The sequence below is a fragment of the Streptomyces sp. NPDC085932 genome, assembly GCF_044540525.1.
Classification (GTDB): domain Bacteria; phylum Actinomycetota; class Actinomycetes; order Streptomycetales; family Streptomycetaceae; genus Streptomyces; species Streptomyces levis.
Window position 1 is genome coordinate 775,502 of the sequence record NZ_JBITSJ010000002.1, and the last position, 17,690, is coordinate 793,191.

The following is a 17,690-nucleotide window of genomic DNA, read 5'->3' on the forward strand; positions in this document are numbered from 1 at the left end:
CCACCTCAGTAACACCACCCGGGGAGGGACATCAGCATGGGCGTCACGCTTGCCAAAGGGGGCAATGTCTCCCTGTCCAAGGCCGCACCGAACCTCACTCAGGTGATGATCGGGCTCGGCTGGGACGCGCGCTCCACCACCGGAGCCCCGTTCGACCTCGACGCCAGCGCGCTGATGTGCAGCGGCGGCCGGGTGCTCGGGGACGAGTGGTTCGTCTTCTACAACCAGCTCAAGAGTCCGGACGGTTCGGTCGAGCACACGGGTGACAACCTCACCGGCGAGGGCGACGGCGACGACGAGTCGCTGCTGATCGACCTCTCCAAGGTGCCGCCGCAGTGCGACAAGATCGTGTTCCCGGTCTCCATCCACATGGCCGACGAGCGCGGCCAGACCTTCGGCCAGGTCAGCAACGCATTCATCCGCGTCGTCAACCAGGCCGACGGCCAGGAACTCGCCCGTTACGACCTCAGCGAGGACGCCTCCACGGAGACCGCGATGATCTTCGGCGAGGTCTACCGCTACCAGGGCGAGTGGAAGTTCAGGGCCGTGGGGCAGGGGTACGCGTCCGGTCTGCGGGGGATCGCCCTGGACTTCGGGGTCAACGTCTCATAACGCGTTATGAGCAAAACGCGGGGCCCCCTGGGGGGCGGGAGGGGCCCGACTAGACTTCGGCTTCAAAAGTTCGTAAAGCCGGGTACGGCGCGGGGGAGTCCCTCCCCCAGATTCCGTCTGGGGGGGACCCCCAACACACGATTGGGTAGCCAGTGGTTCTGAAAACCTTCGGGTGGTCGTTCGCGGTCACCGCGCTCGGCCTGGTCGCAGCGGTCTTCTACGGAGGGTGGACCGCGTTCGGTGTCGTAGCGATCCTGTCCATCCTCGAGATCTCGCTGTCCTTCGACAACGCGGTGGTCAACGCCGGGATCCTGAAGAAGATGAATGCCTTCTGGCAGAAGATCTTCCTCACCATCGGCATCCTGATCGCCGTCTTCGGCATGCGACTGGTCTTCCCCGTCGTCATCGTCGCCGTCAGCGCGCAGCTGGGGCCGATCGAGGCCGTCGACCTCGCACTCACCGACAAGGACCGCTACCAGGAGCTCGTCACCGACGCGCACCCGTCGATCGCGGCCTTCGGCGGCATGTTCCTGCTGATGATCTTCCTGGACTTCATCTTCGAGGACCGGGACATCAAGTGGCTCGGCTGGCTGGAGCGGCCGCTGGCCAAGCTCGGCAAGGTCGACATGCTGTCGGTCTGCATCGCCCTGATCGTGCTGCTGATCTCCTCGATCACCTTCGGCGCCCACGCCCACCAGCACGGCGGCACCCACGCCGACAAGGCGGAGACGGTCCTGCTCTCCGGCATCGCCGGTCTGATCACGTACATGATCGTCGGCGGGCTCTCCGGCTACTTCGAGGACAAGCTCGAAGAGGAGGAGGAGCGCGAGCACGAGGCCGAGGAACAGGCCGTCCGTGAGGGCAAGCCCAAGTCGGCGGTCAAGCTGGCCGGCAAGGCCGCGTTCTTCATGTTCCTCTACCTGGAGGTCCTCGACGCGTCCTTCTCCTTCGACGGCGTGATCGGCGCCTTCGCCATCACCAACGACATCGTCCTGATGGCCCTCGGCCTGGGCATCGGCGCCATGTACGTCCGGTCGCTCACGGTCTACCTGGTCCGCCAGGGCACGCTCGACGACTACGTCTACCTGGAGCACGGCGCGCACTACGCCATCGGCGCGCTCGCCATGATCCTGCTGGTCACCATCCAGTACGAGATCAACGAGATCATCACCGGTCTCATCGGAGTCGTCCTGATCGGCGCCTCCTTCTGGTCCTCCGTCCGCCGCAACCGCGCCATCGCGGCGGCCGAGGGAAAGGCCGGCTCGGACGACAAGACTGAGGTCTCGTCCGGGGTGTGACACCCCTCCGGGTGAGGAACGCTCTCGACGGGGCGGCCACCGAGGCGAGTCCTCGGCGGCCGCCCCGTCGGTCGTCAAGGCCGCGGGCAGGGCGACGACCCGCGGTCTCCAAGTGAACGTGGGGGCGGAATGGGCCTGTTCGACGGACTCCGGCGCGGCACTGTGCAGTTCGACTCGGGCGACGCGTCGACCAACGCGATCGAGCTGACCAAGCGGCGCGCGCAGATATCACTCACCAAGCAGGACGCGGCCACCGGCCATCTGCGGGTCAACCTCAGCTGGCGGATGCGCACCTCCGACATCGGCGGCTCCCAGCGCGAGAGCCTGCTGCGGCACCCCTTCCGGGCTCTGAAGCCACCGGAGGTCGTCGGCCACAGCCAGAGCATGGTCAACGTCGACCTCGACCTGGGCTGCCTCTACGAGCTCCAGGACGGCACCAAGGGCGTCGTGCAGCCGCTCGGCGGCTACTTCGGCGACGTCAACGCCCCGCCGTACGTCAAGCTCAGCGGCGACGACCGCTTCGGCTCCGGGTCCGGCGAGACGATGTACATCAACCTGGACCACCGCGACAGCATCAAGCGGCTTCTGGTCTTCGTCTACATCTACGACCAGACACCCGCCTTCGACCGTGCCCAGGCCATCGTCACGCTCTACCCGAGCAACGGCCCCCGCATCGAGATCCACCTCGACGAACGCCAGCCGCAGGCCCGCTCCTGCGCCGTCGTCATGATCGAGAAGGTCAAGAACGAGATCGTCGTCCGCCGCGAGGCCAGGTTCGTCTACGGCTTCCAGGCGGAACTGGACCGGCTGTACGGGTGGGGGCTGCAGTGGGGCCGGGGCTACAAGACGAAGGTCGACCGCTGAGCCCGCGGGATCGCCGTGGGCCCGGGTCCGGCGGCTGCGGCGGCCTCCGCGGTGCCGCCGGTGGCCTCGGCGGTCCCGGTGGGCTCAGCGTCCGATGAACTGCGGGCCCTGCGGGGGCAGCCGGAAGTCCGGGTCGGGGGCCGCGGTGACCGGCTGCGGGTAGCCGTAGCCGGACTGCGCGCCCGCGGCGCCCGCCGCCGGTGCCTGCGGGTAGCCGTACGCGGGCCGGCCCGCGGGCTGCGGGTAGCCGTACGCCGGCTGCGTCGCCGGGGGCTGCTGGGGCGGGTAGCCGTACCCGGACTGCGCGGGCACCGCGGTCGGCTGCTCCGGCGGCAGCGGCCGGGACGTCTCGGCGGAGGACTGCGACGCGGCTGCGGGCTGCTGCCCGGGCCCGGGGGCCGTGGCCTGGGCGGAACCGGCCGTCGTGGGAGGGGCGGGCACGGTCGTGGTCGGCTCCTGCGCCGCCTCCGACTCGTCCACGGAGATGCCGAAGTCGGTCGCGAGGCCCTTCAGCCCGTTCGAGTAGCCCTCGCCCAGGGCCCGGAACTTCCAGCCCTCCCCGCGCCGGTACAGCTCGCCGCAGATCAGCGCGGTCTCCTCGCCCGTCTCCGGCTTGACGTCGAAGTGCGCCAGCGCCTCCGTGCCGGCGTCGGCCGCGTCGTACAGCAGGATGCGCAGCTCCCGTACGCGGTCGAACGTCACCCCGTCCGCCGAGGCGACCAGCAGGATCCGGCTCACCTCCGGCTCGACACCGGTGAGCTCCGTCTGGATCGTGTCGGTCAGGCCCTCGGCGACCCGCTTCTTGCCGAGCCGCCACACCTTCCCGGAGGGGTGCCGGGGCTGGTTGTAGAAGACGAAGTCCTCGTCGGAGCGCACGCGGCCGTCGGGGCCGAGGAGCAGCGCGGAGGCGTCGACGTCCGGAACCCCCTGTCCGGGTGTCCAGCGCAGCACGGCGCGCACCGTGGTGGCCTCCAGCGGGACGTTCGACCCCTTCAGCATGGCGTGCGTCATGCGGTCATCCTGCCTTCTCGGTCCTGCTCACGACAACGCGGGGGGCCGGGTGCCACGAGCGGCGCGCACGGCCGCCGGGGACTACCGTCGTCATGGCCGGGTACTGGCTGTGATTGCCCGCGTTACCTGAAATTCATGCCTGACGGGAACCTCCGACATGGACTTCTACGTACTATTACCGGCCACCTTTCGTCGAATCGCAGGCCGCACCACCACCACGGGGGAGTTCCATGCGTCATTTCGGGCACATCGCCCCTGAGGTGCGGAAGCGTCTCTTCCACCGGGAGCCGTGCGTGTTCACGCCGGACTCCCCGGCCCGGCTGCTTGCGGCGGCCCTGGGCGCCACGCTCTACAGCCCGGCCACGCGGCCCCGCCTCGCCGACGACGTCCTCAAGCAGGGCGGCCGCGGCGTGGTCTCGATGGTGCTCTGCCTGGAGGACTCCATCGACGACGCAGACGTGGGCCCCGGCGAGGAGAATCTCGTCCGCCAGTTCACGGCCCTGGCCGAACTGCCGGACGCGGACCTGCCGCTGCTGTTCATCCGGGTCCGCGTCCCCGAGCAGATACCCGACCTCGTACGGCGCCTCGGCCCCGCCGTCCGCCTGCTGTCCGGGTTCGTCCTGCCGAAGTTCACCGCGGAGCGCGGCATGCCGTTCCTGGAGGCCCTGGCGACCGCCGAGGCCGAAAGCGGGCGTCGCCTTTTCGCCATGCCGGTCCTGGAGTCTCCCGAGCTGCTCTACCGCGAATCGCGGGTCGAGACCCTGGAGGGCATCTTCCGCGCGGTCGACAAGTACCGCGACCGCGTCCTCGCCCTGCGCCTCGGCGTGACGGACTTCTGCTCCTCCTACGGGCTGCGCCGGGGCCCCGACATGACCGCCTACGACGTGCAGATCGTCGCCTCCGTGATCGCCGACGTGGTGAACATGCTGGGCCGCGCCGACGGCACGGGCTTCACCGTGACGGGGCCGGTGTGGGAGTACTTCCGGGTCCAGGAGCGCATGTTCAAGCCGTTGCTGCGGCAGAGCCCCTTCCTGGAGGTGCAGGCCGCCGAGCTGCGCGAGAAGCTGATCGAGCACGCCATGGACGGGCTGCTGCGGGAGATCTCCCTGGACCAGGCCAACGGCCTGCTGGGCAAGACCTGCATCCACCCCTCCCACGTGCTGCCGGTGCACGCCCTGTCGGTCGTCAGCCACGAGGAGTTCTCGGACGCCCAGGACATCCTGCGCCCCGAGCGCGGCGGCGGCGGTGTGCTGAGATCGGCGTACACGAACAAGATGAACGAGGTGAAGCCGCACCGGGCCTGGGCGGAGCGGACGCTGCTGCGCGCCGAGGTGTTCGGCGTGGCCAACGAGGACATCGGCTTCGTGGAACTGCTCGCGGCGGGCTTGCCGAGCTGACTTTCCGAACCAGGCACACCGGTGCACACGACGCAGGGAATCCATGGAGAAGGCAGTGAACGAGGGGCCGCACCACGAGGTGCGCGACGGCGTCTGGTCGGGCAGCTGGGTCGCCGAGCGGCTCGGCGTCGAGCTGGCCGGTGACGACGGGCTGACCGACCTGCTGGGGCTGGCGCTGCGCCGCAACCCCAAGCGGGCCCACCTGCTGGTGTCGAACGTGCTGGGCAAGCACGTGCCGCAGTCGCCGTCCGTCGTCCACGGCCACGGAGTCGCGCTCGGTCGCCGCGTGCGGGACCTGCTGGGCGACGACGAGGCCCGCAGGGCCGTTGTCCTGGGCTACGCGGAGACCGCGACCGGCCTCGGCCACAGCGTCGCCGACGGCCTCGGCCTCGCCCCCTGCCTGCACTCCACCCGCCGCCCGGTCGCCGGGCTCACCCCGGCGGGCGGCTTCGAGGAGTCCCACTCCCACGCCACCTCCCACCTGCTGCTGCCGGAGGACCCCGCGCTGCTCGCCGGTGACGGGCCGCTGGTCCTGGTCGACGACGAGTTCTCCACGGGGAACACGGTGCTGAACACCGTGCGCGATCTTCATGCGCGGTATCCGCGGCGGAGGTATGTCGTGGTGGCGTTGGTGGACATGCGGTCCGCTGCCGATGCGGGCCGGCTGGAGGAGTTCGCGCGGGAGATCGGCGCGCGGGTGGATCTCGTGGCAGCGGCCTCGGGGACCGTGCGGCTGCCGGAGGGGGTGCTGGAGAAGGGGCAGGAGCTGGTGGCGCGGTACGCGTCCGGGAGTGCGGCGGAGAGTTCGCCGGCGGGTGCGGCCCCGCCGTGGTCGCTCGCGCAGTCCCCAGCGCCCCTTGAGGGCGTTGCCGACACGCCCCTTTCAGGGGCGCGGGGAACTGCGCGACCAGCCCCCAGCGGCCCGCACTCGGACGACGAGGGCGCCGCCCCCTACGCCACCCGCATCGACCTGCAGTGGCCCGCCGGTCTCCCCGACGGCGGCCGGCACGGGTTCACCCCCGCCCACCGGGAACGCCTGGAGGCGGCCCTGCCCGGTATGGCCGCCCGGATCGCCGAGGCACTGCCCGCCGGGGCCCGGCGCGTGCACGTGCTCGGCTTCGAGGAGCTCATGTACGCCCCGCTGCGGCTCGCCGAGGCCCTGGAGCGGGCCACGGACGCCGAGGTGCGCTACTCGACCACCACCCGCTCGCCCGTCCTCGCCGTGGACGACCCGGGCTACGCGATACGCACCCGCCTCGCCTTCCCCGCCCACGACGACCCCGCCGACGGCCCGGGGGAGCGGTACGCCTACAACGTCGCCGGTGCCGGCTTCGACGCCGTCGTCGCCGTCGTCGACTCCACCGCGGACACCCCCGCGCTGCACGCCCCCGACGGGCTGCTGGCCTGCCTCGCGGCACACACCCCGCAGGTCCTCCTCGCCGTCGTACCGTCGTACGTCCCCGAGACCCCGCACGCGCCCGAAAGGCCCTCCATGCTGCCCGAGCCCCTCCGCGGCCCCGCCTTCTCCTCGTACGCGCCCGAGGAGGTCGGCTGGCTGCTCCAGGACCTCTCGGACGTGACGCTGGAGGCGCCGACCGAGGAGCGCGAGGAGGCGATCCAGAGCGGCGGCGCCCACTACGCGGAGTCGCTGCCGGTGGAGTACCAGCCGAGCGAGCGGTACCAGGCCCTCTTCCACGCCGCGCTGGAGGACTCGGCGGCCCGGATCGCGCAGGCGGTCGGCGTCGTCACCGAGATCGTCCTCGCCGAGCGGTCGCCGCGTCCGGTCCTGGTCTCCCTGGCCCGGGCCGGCACCCCGGTGGGCATCCTCATGCGCCGCTGGGCACAGCACCGGCACGGCCTGGACCTGCCGCACTACGCCGTGTCGATCGTCCGGGGCCGCGGCCTCGACGCCAACGCGCTGCGCTGGCTCGCCGAGCACCACGACCCCCGGGACGTCGTCTTCGTCGACGGCTGGACCGGCAAGGGCGCCATCACCCGAGAACTCGCCCAGGCGCTCACGGAGTTCGAGAAGTCCGACGGCGTCAGCGGCTTCGACCCGGAGATCGCCGTCCTCGCCGACCCCGGCTCCTGCGTCCGCACCTACGGCACCCGTGAGGACTTCCTCATCCCCTCCGCCTGCCTCAACTCCACCGTCTCCGGCCTGATCTCGCGGACCGTGCTGCGCGCGGACCTGGTCGGACCGCACGACTTCCACGGCGCCAAGTTCTACCGCGAACTCGCCGCCACGGACGTCTCGGTGGCGTTCCTGGACGCCGTCTCGGCCCGCTTCCCCGAGGTCGCGGACGCCGCCCGCGCCCAGGCCGGGGAACTGCTCGCCGCCGACCGCTCGCCCACCTGGGCGGGCTGGGCCGCCGTCGAACGCATCAGTGAGGAGTACGGCATCCGCGACGTCAACCTCGTCAAGCCCGGCGTCGGCGAGACGACCCGCGTGATGCTGCGCCGCGTGCCGTGGAAGGTCCTGGCACGCGCCGGGGCGGGCAGCGACCTCGACCACGTGCGCCTGCTCGCCGAGCAACGCGGCGTGCCCGTCGAGGAGGTGGCCGACCTGCCCTACACCTGCGTCGGCCTGATCCACCCCCAGTACACCCGCGGCGCGACCGGTGCCGACGGCAAGGCGGTGACGGTCTGATGCCGGTGATCGTCGCGAGCGACCTCGACCGCACCCTGATCTACTCCGCCGCCGCGCTGGCGCTGACCATGCCGGACGCGCGGGCGCCCCGGCTGCTGTGCGTGGAGGTGCACGAGAGCAAGCCGCTGTCGTACATGACCGAGACGGCGGCGCGGCTGCTGGGGGAACTGGGCGACGAGGCCGTGTTCGTGCCGACCACGACCCGGACGCGCAAGCAGTACCAGCGCATCAACCTGCCCGGCCCCGCGCCCACGTACGCGATCTGCGCGAACGGCGGCCACCTCCTGGTCGACGGTGTCACCGACCCCGACTGGCACGCGCAGGTGACCGCGCGGCTGGCCGACCAGTGCGCGCCCCTGGCCGAGGTGCAGGAACACCTGCTCAGGGCCGCGGACCCGGTGTGGGTGCGCAAGCACCGCGTCGCCGACGACCTCTTCGCCTACCTCGTCGTCGAGCGGGAACTGCTGCACGAGGACTGGGTGAAGGAGCTCGGGGTGTGGGCGGAGAACCGAGGCTGGACGGTGTCTCTGCAGGGCCGCAAGATCTACGCGGTGCCGAAGCCGCTCACCAAGAGCGCGGCGATGCGCGAGGTCGCGCGGCGGACCGGCGCCGGCCTCACGCTCGCCGCGGGGGACTCCCTGCTCGACACCGACCTGCTCCTCGCGGCGGACCAGGGCTGGCGGCCCGGCCACGGGGAGCTGGCCGACACGGGCTTCACGGCTCCCTCGATCAGGGTGCTTCCCGACCGGGGGGTTCTCGCCGGGGAGCGGATCCTGCGGGAGTTTCTGGGGGCAGTGCGGGGCGCCTGAGAACCCGGGTGTCCTGGTCGTCGTGCGGCTGCGGCCGCGCGGTGGCTTGCCGCGCCCCGCGGCGGAGGCGCTCGTCAGAACCGTCCCGCGCCCCTTCAGGGCGCCGTCGCAGCAGCCGTATGACGATGAACGCCACCACGGCCAGGGCCGCCACGGCCAGGACCACCTTGGAGTAGGTGGAGACGATGTCGGACACCGTGTGCCAGTTCGCGCCGAGGAAGTAGCCCGCCAGCACGAACACGGTGTTCCAGATCGCGCTGCCCAGGGTGGTCAGGCCCAGGAACACCGGCAGACGCATGCGCTCGACACCGGCCGGCACCGAGATCAGGCTGCGGAAGATCGGGATCATCCGGCCGAAGAACACGGCCTTGGTGCCGTGCTTGAGGAACCACGCCTCGGTCTTCTCGATGTCCGAGACCTTCACCAGCGGGAGCCGGCCCGCGACGGCCACCGTCCGGTCACGGCCGAGCAGCGCCCCGACCCCGTACAGGGCGAGCGCGCCGAGCACGGAGCCCGCCGTCGTCCACAGCAGGACGGCGAGCAGGCTCATCCGTCCGCTGCTCGCGGCGAACCCGGCCATGGGCAGGATCACCTCGCTGGGCAGCGGCGGGAACAGGTTCTCCAGGGCGATGGCGAGACCGGCACCCGGCGCGCCCAGCGCGTCCATGAGGTCGTTGACCCACTGCGGTCCGGCGTCCGCGGCGATGGCTGTCATGCCGCCACGCTAGGGAAACGGACCTGAAGGGATCCTGAGGAACCGGTCCCGGGGCCTGGGAAACGGGTTCTCGGGGCACCGGACCCGGGCCTGCGGAGCCGTGTTCGGCGCTCCGCGGAAGGCGTCAGCCGCAGCAGCCGCCGCCGCAGCAGCCGCCTCCGCCACCGCCCGCGCGGGGCGCCGGGGCGGGCGCGGCGGCCGAGCCGGCCACGGAGACCGTGGACAGGAGCTTCACCGTGTCGTCGTGCCCCGCGGGGCAGGCCGCGGGGGCCGAGGACTGGGCCATGGGACGGCTGAGTTCGAAGGTGTCGCCGCAGGTACGGCAGCGGTACTCGTAGCGAGGCATGCGCACAGGTTAACCGGCGCGGTCAGTGGCCCGCCGCGCCCCGTTCCTCGCGGATCAGGGCGACCACGTGCGCCACGGACCGGCGGACCGCTTCCGTCTCCGTGAGGAAGTGCCAGTAGTCGGGGTGGCGGCCCTCCAGCGTGGCGACGGCACGCTCCAGGCGGGCCACCGCCTCGTCCAGGGGGCGGGCGTGGCGCGGATCGGGGGTGTTGCGGCCGGCCATGGCGAGGCGCTGGGCGTCGCGGATGGCGAAACGGGTGCGCTCGATCTCCTGCTGCGGGTCCTTCTGCACGGCGTTCAGCCGGTGCAGGCGGTCACCGGCGGCCGAGACGGCCTCGTCGGTGGTGTTCAGCAGGGCCCGGACGGTCGACAGCAGGGCGGTCGCGTCGGCCCAGCGCTGTTCGTCGCGGGCGGCGCGGGCCTCGGCGAGTTTCGTCTCCGCCCGGCGGACGTTCTCGGCGGCCGTGTCGGGAACGCTCTGCAGGTCCTGCCAGCAGGCGACGGTGAAGCGGCGGCGCAGCTCGCTGAGGATCGGGTCGACCTGCTCGGAGCGGGTGGTGAGGGCCTGGGCGCGGGTGCGCAGGGAGACGAGCCGGTGGTCGATCTCGGCCGCGCGGTCCGGCAGCCGCTCGGCCTCGACCCGGACCGCCTCCGCCTCGCGGGTGACGCGCTCGGCCCGCTCCAGGGTCTGCGGTACGCCGTGCTGGCCGGCGCCCTGGTTGAGCTTGGTGAGCTCGGGGGAGAGGGCGGCCAGCCGGGCGGCGAGGTCGTCCGCCTTCAGGCCCGTGGCGCGTACGGAGTCGAGGGCGTTGGAGGCGGCGAGCAGGGCCTGGCGGGCCCGCTCCACCGCGGGGGCGAGGCGGGCCAGCTGCGTCTCGGCCTTGCCGAGCAGCGGGCCGAGGCCGTCGGCGAACCGGTCCAGCTCCTGCTTGACGCGGCCGAGCTCCTCCTTCGCCGCCGTCAGCTCGCCGCGGGCGCGGGAGGCGGCCGAGGCCTCCAGGTCGTCGCGGTCGAGGTCGTGGGCGTCGACGGCGTCGATGTAGCGGTGGCTGGCCTCGTCGATGCGCCGCCCGAGGGCGTCGAAGTCGCCGACGGCGCGCCGGGCGGCCGGGGAGTCGTCGACGGCGGTGATCGTCTCGATGGAGATGCGCAGGTCGCGCTGGGCGGTGTCGAGTTCGTAGAAGGCCGCGGCGGCGGCGTCCTTCGCGGCCTGGGCCTCGGCCCGCTGGTTCTCGGCCCGGCCGCCGAACCAGCGGCGGGTGCCGCCGCCCGCGAAGGCGGCGGGCAGGGCCAGCGCGGCCAGCAGCGGCAGGGTGACCAGGGCGAGCGTGTCGCGGAGGGGGCCGGGTCCGCGGGTGAGGCGGCGGCGCGGACGGCGTGCGCGCGGCACCGACGGCGAGTACGGCTGCGCTGGTGTCGCCGTCACATCCCTCTCCCGTGCTGTGGTCCACCCTGCCCGGTGTCATTCTCCCACCGGTTAAGGACGAACACACGGGCCGGTTAGTTCGCCGTTCGGACCGTCACTTTGCCGTCACCGGTGCGGGCGGACACCACGTGGGCGCTGTTCTCGTCGCGGGGCACGGTCACGTCGACGCCGCCGTCCCCGGTCTCGGTGCTCACGCGGTAGCCGGCCCGGGGCAGGGCGATGGTCACGGAGCCGTCTCCGCTGCGGGAGTCCACGCGGTCGGGCACGACGCCGAGTTCGAGGCGGACGGAGCCGTCGCCGGTGTGGGTGCGCACGTCACGGGAGGAGACGTCCGCGCGGATGGAACCGTCGCCGGTGCGCATCCGCAGCGGGCCGGTGGTGTCGGAGACGCGGATCGATCCGTCGCCGGTGCGCAGCTCCACGGGGCCGGTGGTGTCGGTGACGCGGACGGAGCCGTCGCCCGTGCGGATGTCCAGCGGGTCGCGGAAGCCCCGGGCGCGGACGCTGCCGTCGCCGTCCCGGACGTTCACGGTGATGCCGCGGGGCACCTCGATGCGGTGCTTGGCGGAGCAGTCGGCTACGAAGCCCGCGCACTCCAGCCGCAGGACCAGCCGGTCGTCCTTCATGGTCCAGCTGACCTCGGGGTCCTTTCCGAGGACGACGGAGCCCCGGAACCAGCGGGTGACCTCGATCCTCCCCCGCGGATGGCCGTCCGCGGCGACGATCTCCAGGGCCGAGTCGTCGGAGTCGACGGTGAGTGTGCGGCCCTGGAGGTCGAAGGACCGGCGCTCGGGCTCCTTGTCGTCCCCGGCGGAGGCCCCGCAGGCGCCGAGCCCGGCGACGAGCACCACGACGGCACCGGCGACGGCGGCCGTGCGGGTGAGAGTGCTGCGGGGCGTGCGGGTACTGCGGGCGGCGGTGCCGTTGCTGGTGCCGGCGACAGTGCCGGTGGTGCGTGCGGTGCGGGCCATGATGGTCTCCCCCTGGCGGACGACGGGCGCTCTCGGGCGCTCTACGACCGTACGGATCAGGGGCTCGCCGGGGGATCCGGGCGCCTCCCGGATCCGGGGTGGGGATAACCCCCGCCGCCACCGGCGATACGGGTTTGCGGGACCGCGCCCCGGGCAATGTAGGCTGTCGACTCGTCCTGGGCACGTGACCCGGGAGCCGGGTGCGTAGCTCAGGGGTAGAGCGCCTGCCTTACAAGCAGGATGTCGGCGGTTCGAAACCGTCCGCGCCCACAGACACCGAGCAGTCGAGAGGCCCCCGGGGGAATCCCCCGGGGGCCTCTCCCGTCACTGTGTCCCGTCCGGGTTCTCCGGTGGGGGCTCGTGGGCGTGTTTTAGCTCCGAGCGGGCCGACACCCGGTCGGGGCCCGTGAGTTCGGACCAGTAGCGGTGCGTGCTGACGAACACCGCGAGTTCGTGCTCCCGCTGCCGGAGTTTCTCCACCTCGGCCTGTTCGTCGGCGGTCCAGCCGGGGGAGGCGGGGCGTTCCACCTTGCGCCAGCCGTTGTCGTCGCTGAAGCCGTCCAACGGCTCCACCGACCAGGGAAGCCGCTTCAGAAGGGCCGACAGCTCGGCCCGGACCTGATGGAGTTCCTCCTGACCGGCGAGGAGGTCACCCGGAAAGTCATAGGTCGTAGCCACGACCCAATGATACGCCTGTTCGATTTAGTGGAGCGAGTTCCTTCCTGTGGTTCATGCGAACGGGTGTACCAGCCGCAGGTCGCCCACCACCCGGTCCGTCACCGGGGCCGCGATCCCGTGGCGCTCGGCCGCGCGGAGCAACGCACCGCCGATGGCGTCCACTTCGAGCGGCCGCCCGGCCTCCGCGTCGCGCTGCATCGACGACTTCATCGCGGGCGGGAACGCCTCGTAGCGGGCCAGGGCCCGGGCCGGGTCCGACGGGCCGCCGCACGCCCGGCTGATCGCCGCCGTCTCCTCCACCAGGGCCGTCAGTTCGTCGCGGTGCCGGGTGCGCACCTCCCCGAGGGGGAGGCCGTAGCGGGTGGTCAGCAGGGCGAAGGGTGCCAGGAACGACATCTTCGCCCACAGGGTCGCCGTCTCGTCGTCCTGGACACCGGTCGCGGAGCCGGCGGCGGTGAGGGCCTCGGCCAGGGCGTCCAGGCGGGCGCGCGGCACGTCCGTACCGGCCAGGTCGATCTCCGCGAAGGGGCTGGTGTGCTCGATGACGCCCGGGGCGAGACGGGTCGACTCGACGCGGATGACGGCGGGGGCGACCCGGTCGGGCCGGTAGCGGGCGCGCAGGGCCGCCGGATGTTCGACGCCGTTGAGGAACGGCACGATCAGGCCGTCGCCCACGGCGGGGACGGGCACGCGCCGCAGGGCCGTGTCCAGGGCGGTGTGCTTGACGGTCACCAGGCAGGCGTCGACCGGTTCGCGCAGCTCGCTGACGGCCTCGACGCGGGCCGTGAAGTCGCCGAACCGGGCGCTGCGGACCCGGATGCCGTCGGCGCGCAGGGTCTTCGCCGTCTCCTCGCCGGACAGGCAGATCACGCGGTGGCCGGCGCGGGAGAGCAGGGCGGCGAGCAGGCCGCCCACACCACCCGGGCCCAGGACGGCCACAGTGAGTTCGTTGCGTTCGTTCGTGGAATCTGCCACGGGGTTCCTCTCGTCGGTCGGCCCCGGGACGGTGGCCGCCTCGACGTGATCATGGCAGGAAACGCTGTCGCGGGAGGGGCGAAGAGGTGAGACTGGGGGCATGTGCCGGAGTATCAAGACGCTTCGTCCCCCCGCGCTGCCCGAAGAGGCCACGGAGGCGGACATTCGCGCTGCCGCGTTGCAGTACGTGCGGAAGGTCTCGGGCTTCCGCGCCCCCGCCGCTCACAACCAGGAGGTGTTCGACCGCGCCGTGGAGGCCGTCGCGCAGGCCACGGCCGAACTGCTCGACGGCCTGGAGGTCCGCGGCGCCGGCGCCGGCCGCAGGGCCGGCTGAGGTCTGCCGGGCGGGCTGAGGCTGCCGGGCGGGCTGAGGCCTTTCCCCGGGCGCGCGACGGCTGACCGCCGGGCGGGCCAGGACCTGTCGCCGGGCGGGCGAGGACTTGCCGCCGGGCGGGCTACGGCCTGCCGCCGGGCGCGCCAGGGGCCGCCCGGCGTTTCAGGCCCGCTCGCGGGCCGGTACCCCTCACGCCGGTTCCGGCTGGGGCTCCGCCCGCGGGGCCGGGACGGTGGCGCCCTCCCACAGCCCGGTCAGGCGCCGGTAGCCGTAGACCACCGAGGCCATCACCAGCAGCACGAGCGGCCCGGCGAGCCACGGGTACGCGGCCATCTCCAGCGCCGCGAAGCGGTACGCCGTCAGGAGCGCGGCGAAGACCACGGTCCCGTAGGCGACGAGCAGGATCCCCGCCCGGTCCCAGCCGCGGTCGAACGTGCGCAGCCCCGCCTCGATGGTGTAGGCGAACACCACACCGGCGACGAGGTCCACTCCGTAGTGCCAGCCGAAGCCCAGCGTCGCGGCGAGGGTGGCGACCAGCCAGAACGCGCCCGCCACACGCAGCGCGCGCGGCCCCTGGCGGGAGTGGATGAAGATCGCGGTGGCCCACGCCGTGTGCAGACTGGGCATGCAGTTGCGCGGGGTGATCTCGTCGAAGGGCAGGTGGTAGGGCGCGGTGACCGGCGGCAGCGTGTGCGGCCACAGGTCGGCCGCCGCCCACGTCCCGCCGTCGGGGCCGTAGGCGAACATCGGCCCGACCACGGGGTAGATCATGTAGATCGCCGGCCCGACGAGGCCGATCACCAGGAAGGTGCGCACCAGGTGGTGGCGCGGGAAGCGCCGCTCGGCCGCCACGTGGCGCAGCTGGTACAGCGCGACGACGACCGCGGCCACCGCGAGCTGCGCGTAGACGTAGTCGAGGGCGTGCTCCCCGACCGGGCCACTGGCCTCCAGGAGCCGGCCCGCCAGCCACGACGGGTTGCCCAGGGCGTGGTCGGCCATGGCGATGTACGGGTCGAGGGTGACCGGCAGGGTCTGCGACGTGATCAGCAGCCAGGTGTCGCCGGTCTTGCGGCCGGTGACCAGCAGCAGACCGAGCCCGACGCCCTTCAGCAGCAGGAGGCGTTCGGCTCCGGTACGGCGGGTGAGGGCGATGACGGCGAGGCCCAGGACGACCCACAGGGCGCCGTTGCCGAAGGGGTGGCCGTCCTCCGCCAGGCCGGAGCCGGTCGCCCACCGCACCGCCAGGAAGACCAGGTCGATGCCGATCGCCGCCCCGAGGGCGATCAGCCGCTGCCGCCAGGTGAGCACCACCATGGTCAGCGCCATGGCGGCGTAGAGCAGGAAGCCGGACTTGGGGGCGTGGATCACCTCGCGCGCCTGCTGGGTGATCGGCCCGGGTATCCCCAGGTGGTGCGCGACGAGCTGGAGCGCGAGAAGGAAGCCCAGGGTGATCACGCCCGCCGTGGCCCACAGCACCGCGCGCCGGCGCTGTGGCGCGGCGAGCGCCCCCCGTTCCGTGGGTGTGCTCTCCGAGGCTTCCCGCGACGCCGTTGTCGTCAATGTCCCAGCCTCTTCCAGGTCTTGGTTCGATCGTGGTGAGGAGTGCGCGCCGCGCTACGACGGCCTCGGCTCGCGCCGCATCAGATACGCCGCCCCGGCCCCGGCCGCGAACAGCGCCCCGACCGACACCGCCGTCCCCAGCCAGCTCGCGCCCAGCCAGTGGGCGCCGAACCAGCCGAGGGCGACGCTGTAGCAGGCCCAGGTCAGGCCGGCCAGGGCGGACCAGGGCAGGAAGTCGCGGGCGCGGCGGTGCGCGGCACCCGCGCCGAGGGAGACGACCGAGCGGCCGGCGGGAGCGAAGCGGGCCAGGACGACGAGCGCACCACCGCCCCGGGCGAGGGCGGCGCCGAGACGTTCCTGCGCGGTGGTCAGCCGCCGGGAACGCGAGATGGCCCGCTCCAGCCGGGCGCCGCCGCGCCAGGCGAGCCGGTAGGCGACCAGGTCACCGAGGACGGAGGCGGTGGCCGCACACAGGATCAGCACCAGGACGTCGGGCACGTCGGTCGCCGTGCCCGCTGCCGCCGCCGTGGCCGCCGTGATCACCAGCACCCCGCTGGGCAGCACCGGCAGGAACACGTCCAGCAGCACGGACAGGGTGACGACCGCGTAGATCCATGGGCCGCCGATCAGCGACCCCACCTGCTCCAGCACCGCGACTCCCCGTGATCCCCCGTGGGCCAGACCGTGCCGCGATGGCGCGGGGGGAGCGGCAGGGGTGGCCGATGACAGCCATACAGCGTACGCGGGGGTGTGACGGGTGGTTCACGGGGGGCTCGGACGTTCGGTACGGAGTGTTCACCTCGTCCCGGGTCGTCACGTTGTCACCCGGCTGCCGCGCCCCGGCGGGCGGTGGGTCCGGGCGTCCCGTAGCAACGGAGAAGACGCGCGGTGCCCCGGGGCCCGCCCCGGGTGAGGAACGGTGGAGACGATGCTGGCTGGGATGTGCGCGGGCGCCGTCGCCGCCGCTGTGTTCGTGAGCGGCCCGGGCGGTACCGGGGCCTACGTGATGCGGACGGACGCCCGGTTCGCCCCGCCGGGCACCGCCGAGCGGCCGGCGGCGCTCACCTTCGACCGCGCCCTCGTACCCGTGGGCGCGTGGATCGAGGTCGGCCAGCGCACGGTTCGCGGCGGTGCCACGACCGTCCGGATGAGGGTGACCGGGATGAAGCCCGGGCACGCCTACGGCGTCCACGTGCACGCCGAGCCCTGCGGTGCCGACCCGCAGGCCGCCGGCGGGCACTACCAGCACCGGCCCTCGGGCGATCCGCACCACGTCGGACCGCACAACGAGGTCTGGCTGGACTTCACGGCCGACCGGTACGGCAGGGGCGCGGCGACCGCCCGGCACCGGTGGGGCTTCCGGCGGGGGGAGGCGTCCTCGGTGGTGATCCACGACGTGCCGGGCGGCGCGGGTGCGCGGGTGGCCTGCTTCACGGTGCCCTTCGGACGGGTGGCCCGGGGCGCGTAAGGGGGCGAAGGGAACGGGCACCCGGTGAGGGCCGCATCCGGACCCGGACAAGGAGAACGGCGCCTCCCCGCGTACGGGAAGACGCCGTCGGGTCCGTCGGCCGCGGAGGGGTCAGACGGCCACCGGCGTCTGCTCCGCGGTGCGCCGGCCCGGCTCGGCGGTGCGCCGCTTCAGCAGCCGGTCCAGGCCGAACGCGCCGGAGCCCGTGAAGATCAGCAGGAACATGGCCCAGCAGTACATGGCCGCGCCCTCACCGTTGTTCTGGATCGGCCACAGCGCCTCCGGCTGGTGGACCTTGAAGTACGCGTAGGCCATCGCGCCGGAGGAGACGAACGCCGCGATCCGCGTGCCGAGGCCCAGCAGGACCAGGGTGCCGCCGACGAGTTCGATGACGGCGGCGTACCAGTTCGGCCAGGCGCCGGTCGCGGCCGTGCCGCCCTTGCCGTCCGCGCCGCCGAGGACGCCGAAGAGAGCGACGGCGCCGTGGCAGGCGAACAACAGGCCGATGACGATCCTGAACAGCGCCAGGGCGTAGGGCTGGGCGCCGTTGAGGCGAGCGGTCATGTGGGGGTCTCC

The 17,690-nt window shown here is 72.7% G+C and carries 18 protein-coding genes and 1 tRNA gene; 9 read left to right on the top strand and 10 right to left on the bottom strand.

Features of this window, described 5'->3' with window-relative positions:
- Nucleotides 1–36: 36 nt before the first annotated feature.
- From ACIGAQ_RS12655 to ACIGAQ_RS12665, 3 genes are all read left to right on the top strand, one after another.
- The gene (locus tag ACIGAQ_RS12655; RefSeq protein ID WP_094058093.1) at nucleotides 37–612 is read left to right on the top strand and encodes a TerD family protein; all 576 of its coding nucleotides are present in this window, start codon (nucleotides 37–39) and stop codon (nucleotides 610–612) included.
- A gap of 152 nt (nucleotides 613–764) precedes the next feature.
- On the top strand, nucleotides 765–1,910 hold the full coding sequence (locus tag ACIGAQ_RS12660; protein WP_311685025.1) for a DUF475 domain-containing protein: 1,146 nt from the start codon (nucleotides 765–767) through the stop codon (nucleotides 1,908–1,910).
- Between the two features lie 129 nt (nucleotides 1,911–2,039).
- Nucleotides 2,040–2,774 (top strand): Tellurium resistance, encoded by a 735-nt coding sequence (locus tag ACIGAQ_RS12665; protein ID WP_311685023.1) that lies wholly within the window; start codon nucleotides 2,040–2,042, stop codon nucleotides 2,772–2,774.
- A gap of 84 nt (nucleotides 2,775–2,858) precedes the next feature.
- Here ACIGAQ_RS12665 and ACIGAQ_RS12670 read toward each other — a convergent pair whose 3' ends face one another.
- Complete coding sequence (locus ACIGAQ_RS12670; protein ID WP_311685022.1) at nucleotides 2,859–3,785, bottom strand: TerD family protein; 927 nt, start codon at nucleotides 3,783–3,785, stop codon at nucleotides 2,859–2,861.
- Between the two features lie 230 nt (nucleotides 3,786–4,015).
- On the opposite strand from ACIGAQ_RS12670, the gene ACIGAQ_RS12675 reads away from it, so the two are divergent.
- Genes ACIGAQ_RS12675 through ACIGAQ_RS12685 form a run of 3 tightly spaced genes read left to right on the top strand, consistent with a single transcriptional unit; the run spans nucleotide 4,016 to nucleotide 8,641 of the window.
- On the top strand, nucleotides 4,016–5,182 hold the full coding sequence (locus ACIGAQ_RS12675; protein ID WP_311685020.1) for an HpcH/HpaI aldolase/citrate lyase family protein: 1,167 nt from the start codon (nucleotides 4,016–4,018) through the stop codon (nucleotides 5,180–5,182).
- Nucleotides 5,183–5,225: 43 nt separating this feature from the next.
- Nucleotides 5,226–7,832, top strand: a complete 2,607-nt coding sequence (locus ACIGAQ_RS12680) for a phosphoribosyltransferase (RefSeq protein WP_399781939.1) — start codon at nucleotides 5,226–5,228, stop codon at nucleotides 7,830–7,832.
- Entirely contained in the window at nucleotides 7,832–8,641 is an 810-nt protein-coding gene (locus tag ACIGAQ_RS12685) for an HAD family hydrolase (protein WP_399781942.1), read from the top strand. The genes ACIGAQ_RS12680 and ACIGAQ_RS12685 overlap by 1 nt, the downstream gene beginning before the upstream one ends.
- On the opposite strand, the gene ACIGAQ_RS12690 is transcribed toward ACIGAQ_RS12685, so the two are convergent.
- The 4 genes from ACIGAQ_RS12690 to ACIGAQ_RS12705 all read right to left on the bottom strand — a co-directional run bounded on the left by ACIGAQ_RS12690 (nucleotide 8,562) and on the right by ACIGAQ_RS12705 (nucleotide 12,099).
- Complete coding sequence (locus ACIGAQ_RS12690) at nucleotides 8,562–9,356, bottom strand: DedA family protein (protein ID WP_399781945.1); 795 nt, start codon at nucleotides 9,354–9,356, stop codon at nucleotides 8,562–8,564. The genes ACIGAQ_RS12685 and ACIGAQ_RS12690 overlap by 80 nt on opposite strands.
- A gap of 124 nt (nucleotides 9,357–9,480) precedes the next feature.
- Complete coding sequence (locus ACIGAQ_RS12695) at nucleotides 9,481–9,702, bottom strand: zinc ribbon domain-containing protein (protein WP_311685014.1); 222 nt, start codon at nucleotides 9,700–9,702, stop codon at nucleotides 9,481–9,483.
- A 22-nt stretch (nucleotides 9,703–9,724) separates the two neighbouring features.
- Complete coding sequence (locus ACIGAQ_RS12700; protein ID WP_311685013.1) at nucleotides 9,725–11,128, bottom strand: hypothetical protein; 1,404 nt, start codon at nucleotides 11,126–11,128, stop codon at nucleotides 9,725–9,727.
- A 74-nt stretch (nucleotides 11,129–11,202) separates the two neighbouring features.
- A complete protein-coding gene (locus ACIGAQ_RS12705) occupies nucleotides 11,203–12,099 on the bottom strand; it encodes a DUF4097 family beta strand repeat-containing protein (RefSeq protein WP_399781949.1) in 897 nt (298 codons plus the stop codon).
- A 198-nt stretch (nucleotides 12,100–12,297) separates the two neighbouring features.
- On the opposite strand from ACIGAQ_RS12705, the gene ACIGAQ_RS12710 reads away from it, so the two are divergent.
- A tRNA-Val gene (locus tag ACIGAQ_RS12710) sits at nucleotides 12,298–12,369 on the top strand.
- A 54-nt stretch (nucleotides 12,370–12,423) separates the two neighbouring features.
- On the opposite strand, the gene ACIGAQ_RS12715 is transcribed toward ACIGAQ_RS12710, so the two are convergent.
- Entirely contained in the window at nucleotides 12,424–12,777 is a 354-nt protein-coding gene (locus ACIGAQ_RS12715) for a hypothetical protein (protein WP_399781952.1), read from the bottom strand.
- A 51-nt stretch (nucleotides 12,778–12,828) separates the two neighbouring features.
- On the bottom strand, nucleotides 12,829–13,752 hold the full coding sequence (locus tag ACIGAQ_RS12720) for a ketopantoate reductase family protein (RefSeq protein ID WP_399781955.1): 924 nt from the start codon (nucleotides 13,750–13,752) through the stop codon (nucleotides 12,829–12,831).
- A 100-nt stretch (nucleotides 13,753–13,852) separates the two neighbouring features.
- Between ACIGAQ_RS12720 and ACIGAQ_RS12725 the strand changes: the two genes are divergently transcribed.
- Nucleotides 13,853–14,086, top strand: a complete 234-nt coding sequence (locus ACIGAQ_RS12725) for a DUF2277 domain-containing protein (protein WP_309094093.1) — start codon at nucleotides 13,853–13,855, stop codon at nucleotides 14,084–14,086.
- Between the two features lie 189 nt (nucleotides 14,087–14,275).
- On the opposite strand, the gene ACIGAQ_RS12730 is transcribed toward ACIGAQ_RS12725, so the two are convergent.
- The gene (locus ACIGAQ_RS12730; protein ID WP_399783145.1) at nucleotides 14,276–15,562 is read right to left on the bottom strand and encodes a phosphatase PAP2 family protein; all 1,287 of its coding nucleotides are present in this window, start codon (nucleotides 15,560–15,562) and stop codon (nucleotides 14,276–14,278) included.
- A 138-nt stretch (nucleotides 15,563–15,700) separates the two neighbouring features.
- Nucleotides 15,701–16,297, bottom strand: a complete 597-nt coding sequence (locus ACIGAQ_RS12735) for a VTT domain-containing protein (protein ID WP_311685007.1) — start codon at nucleotides 16,295–16,297, stop codon at nucleotides 15,701–15,703.
- Between the two features lie 277 nt (nucleotides 16,298–16,574).
- On the opposite strand from ACIGAQ_RS12735, the gene ACIGAQ_RS12740 reads away from it, so the two are divergent.
- Entirely contained in the window at nucleotides 16,575–17,114 is a 540-nt protein-coding gene (locus tag ACIGAQ_RS12740) for a superoxide dismutase family protein (RefSeq protein ID WP_399781958.1), read from the top strand.
- 111 nt (nucleotides 17,115–17,225) lie between these two features.
- Here ACIGAQ_RS12740 and ACIGAQ_RS12745 read toward each other — a convergent pair whose 3' ends face one another.
- A complete protein-coding gene (locus ACIGAQ_RS12745) occupies nucleotides 17,226–17,678 on the bottom strand; it encodes a DoxX family protein (RefSeq protein WP_311685005.1) in 453 nt (150 codons plus the stop codon).
- Nucleotides 17,679–17,690: the final 12 nt, after the last annotated feature.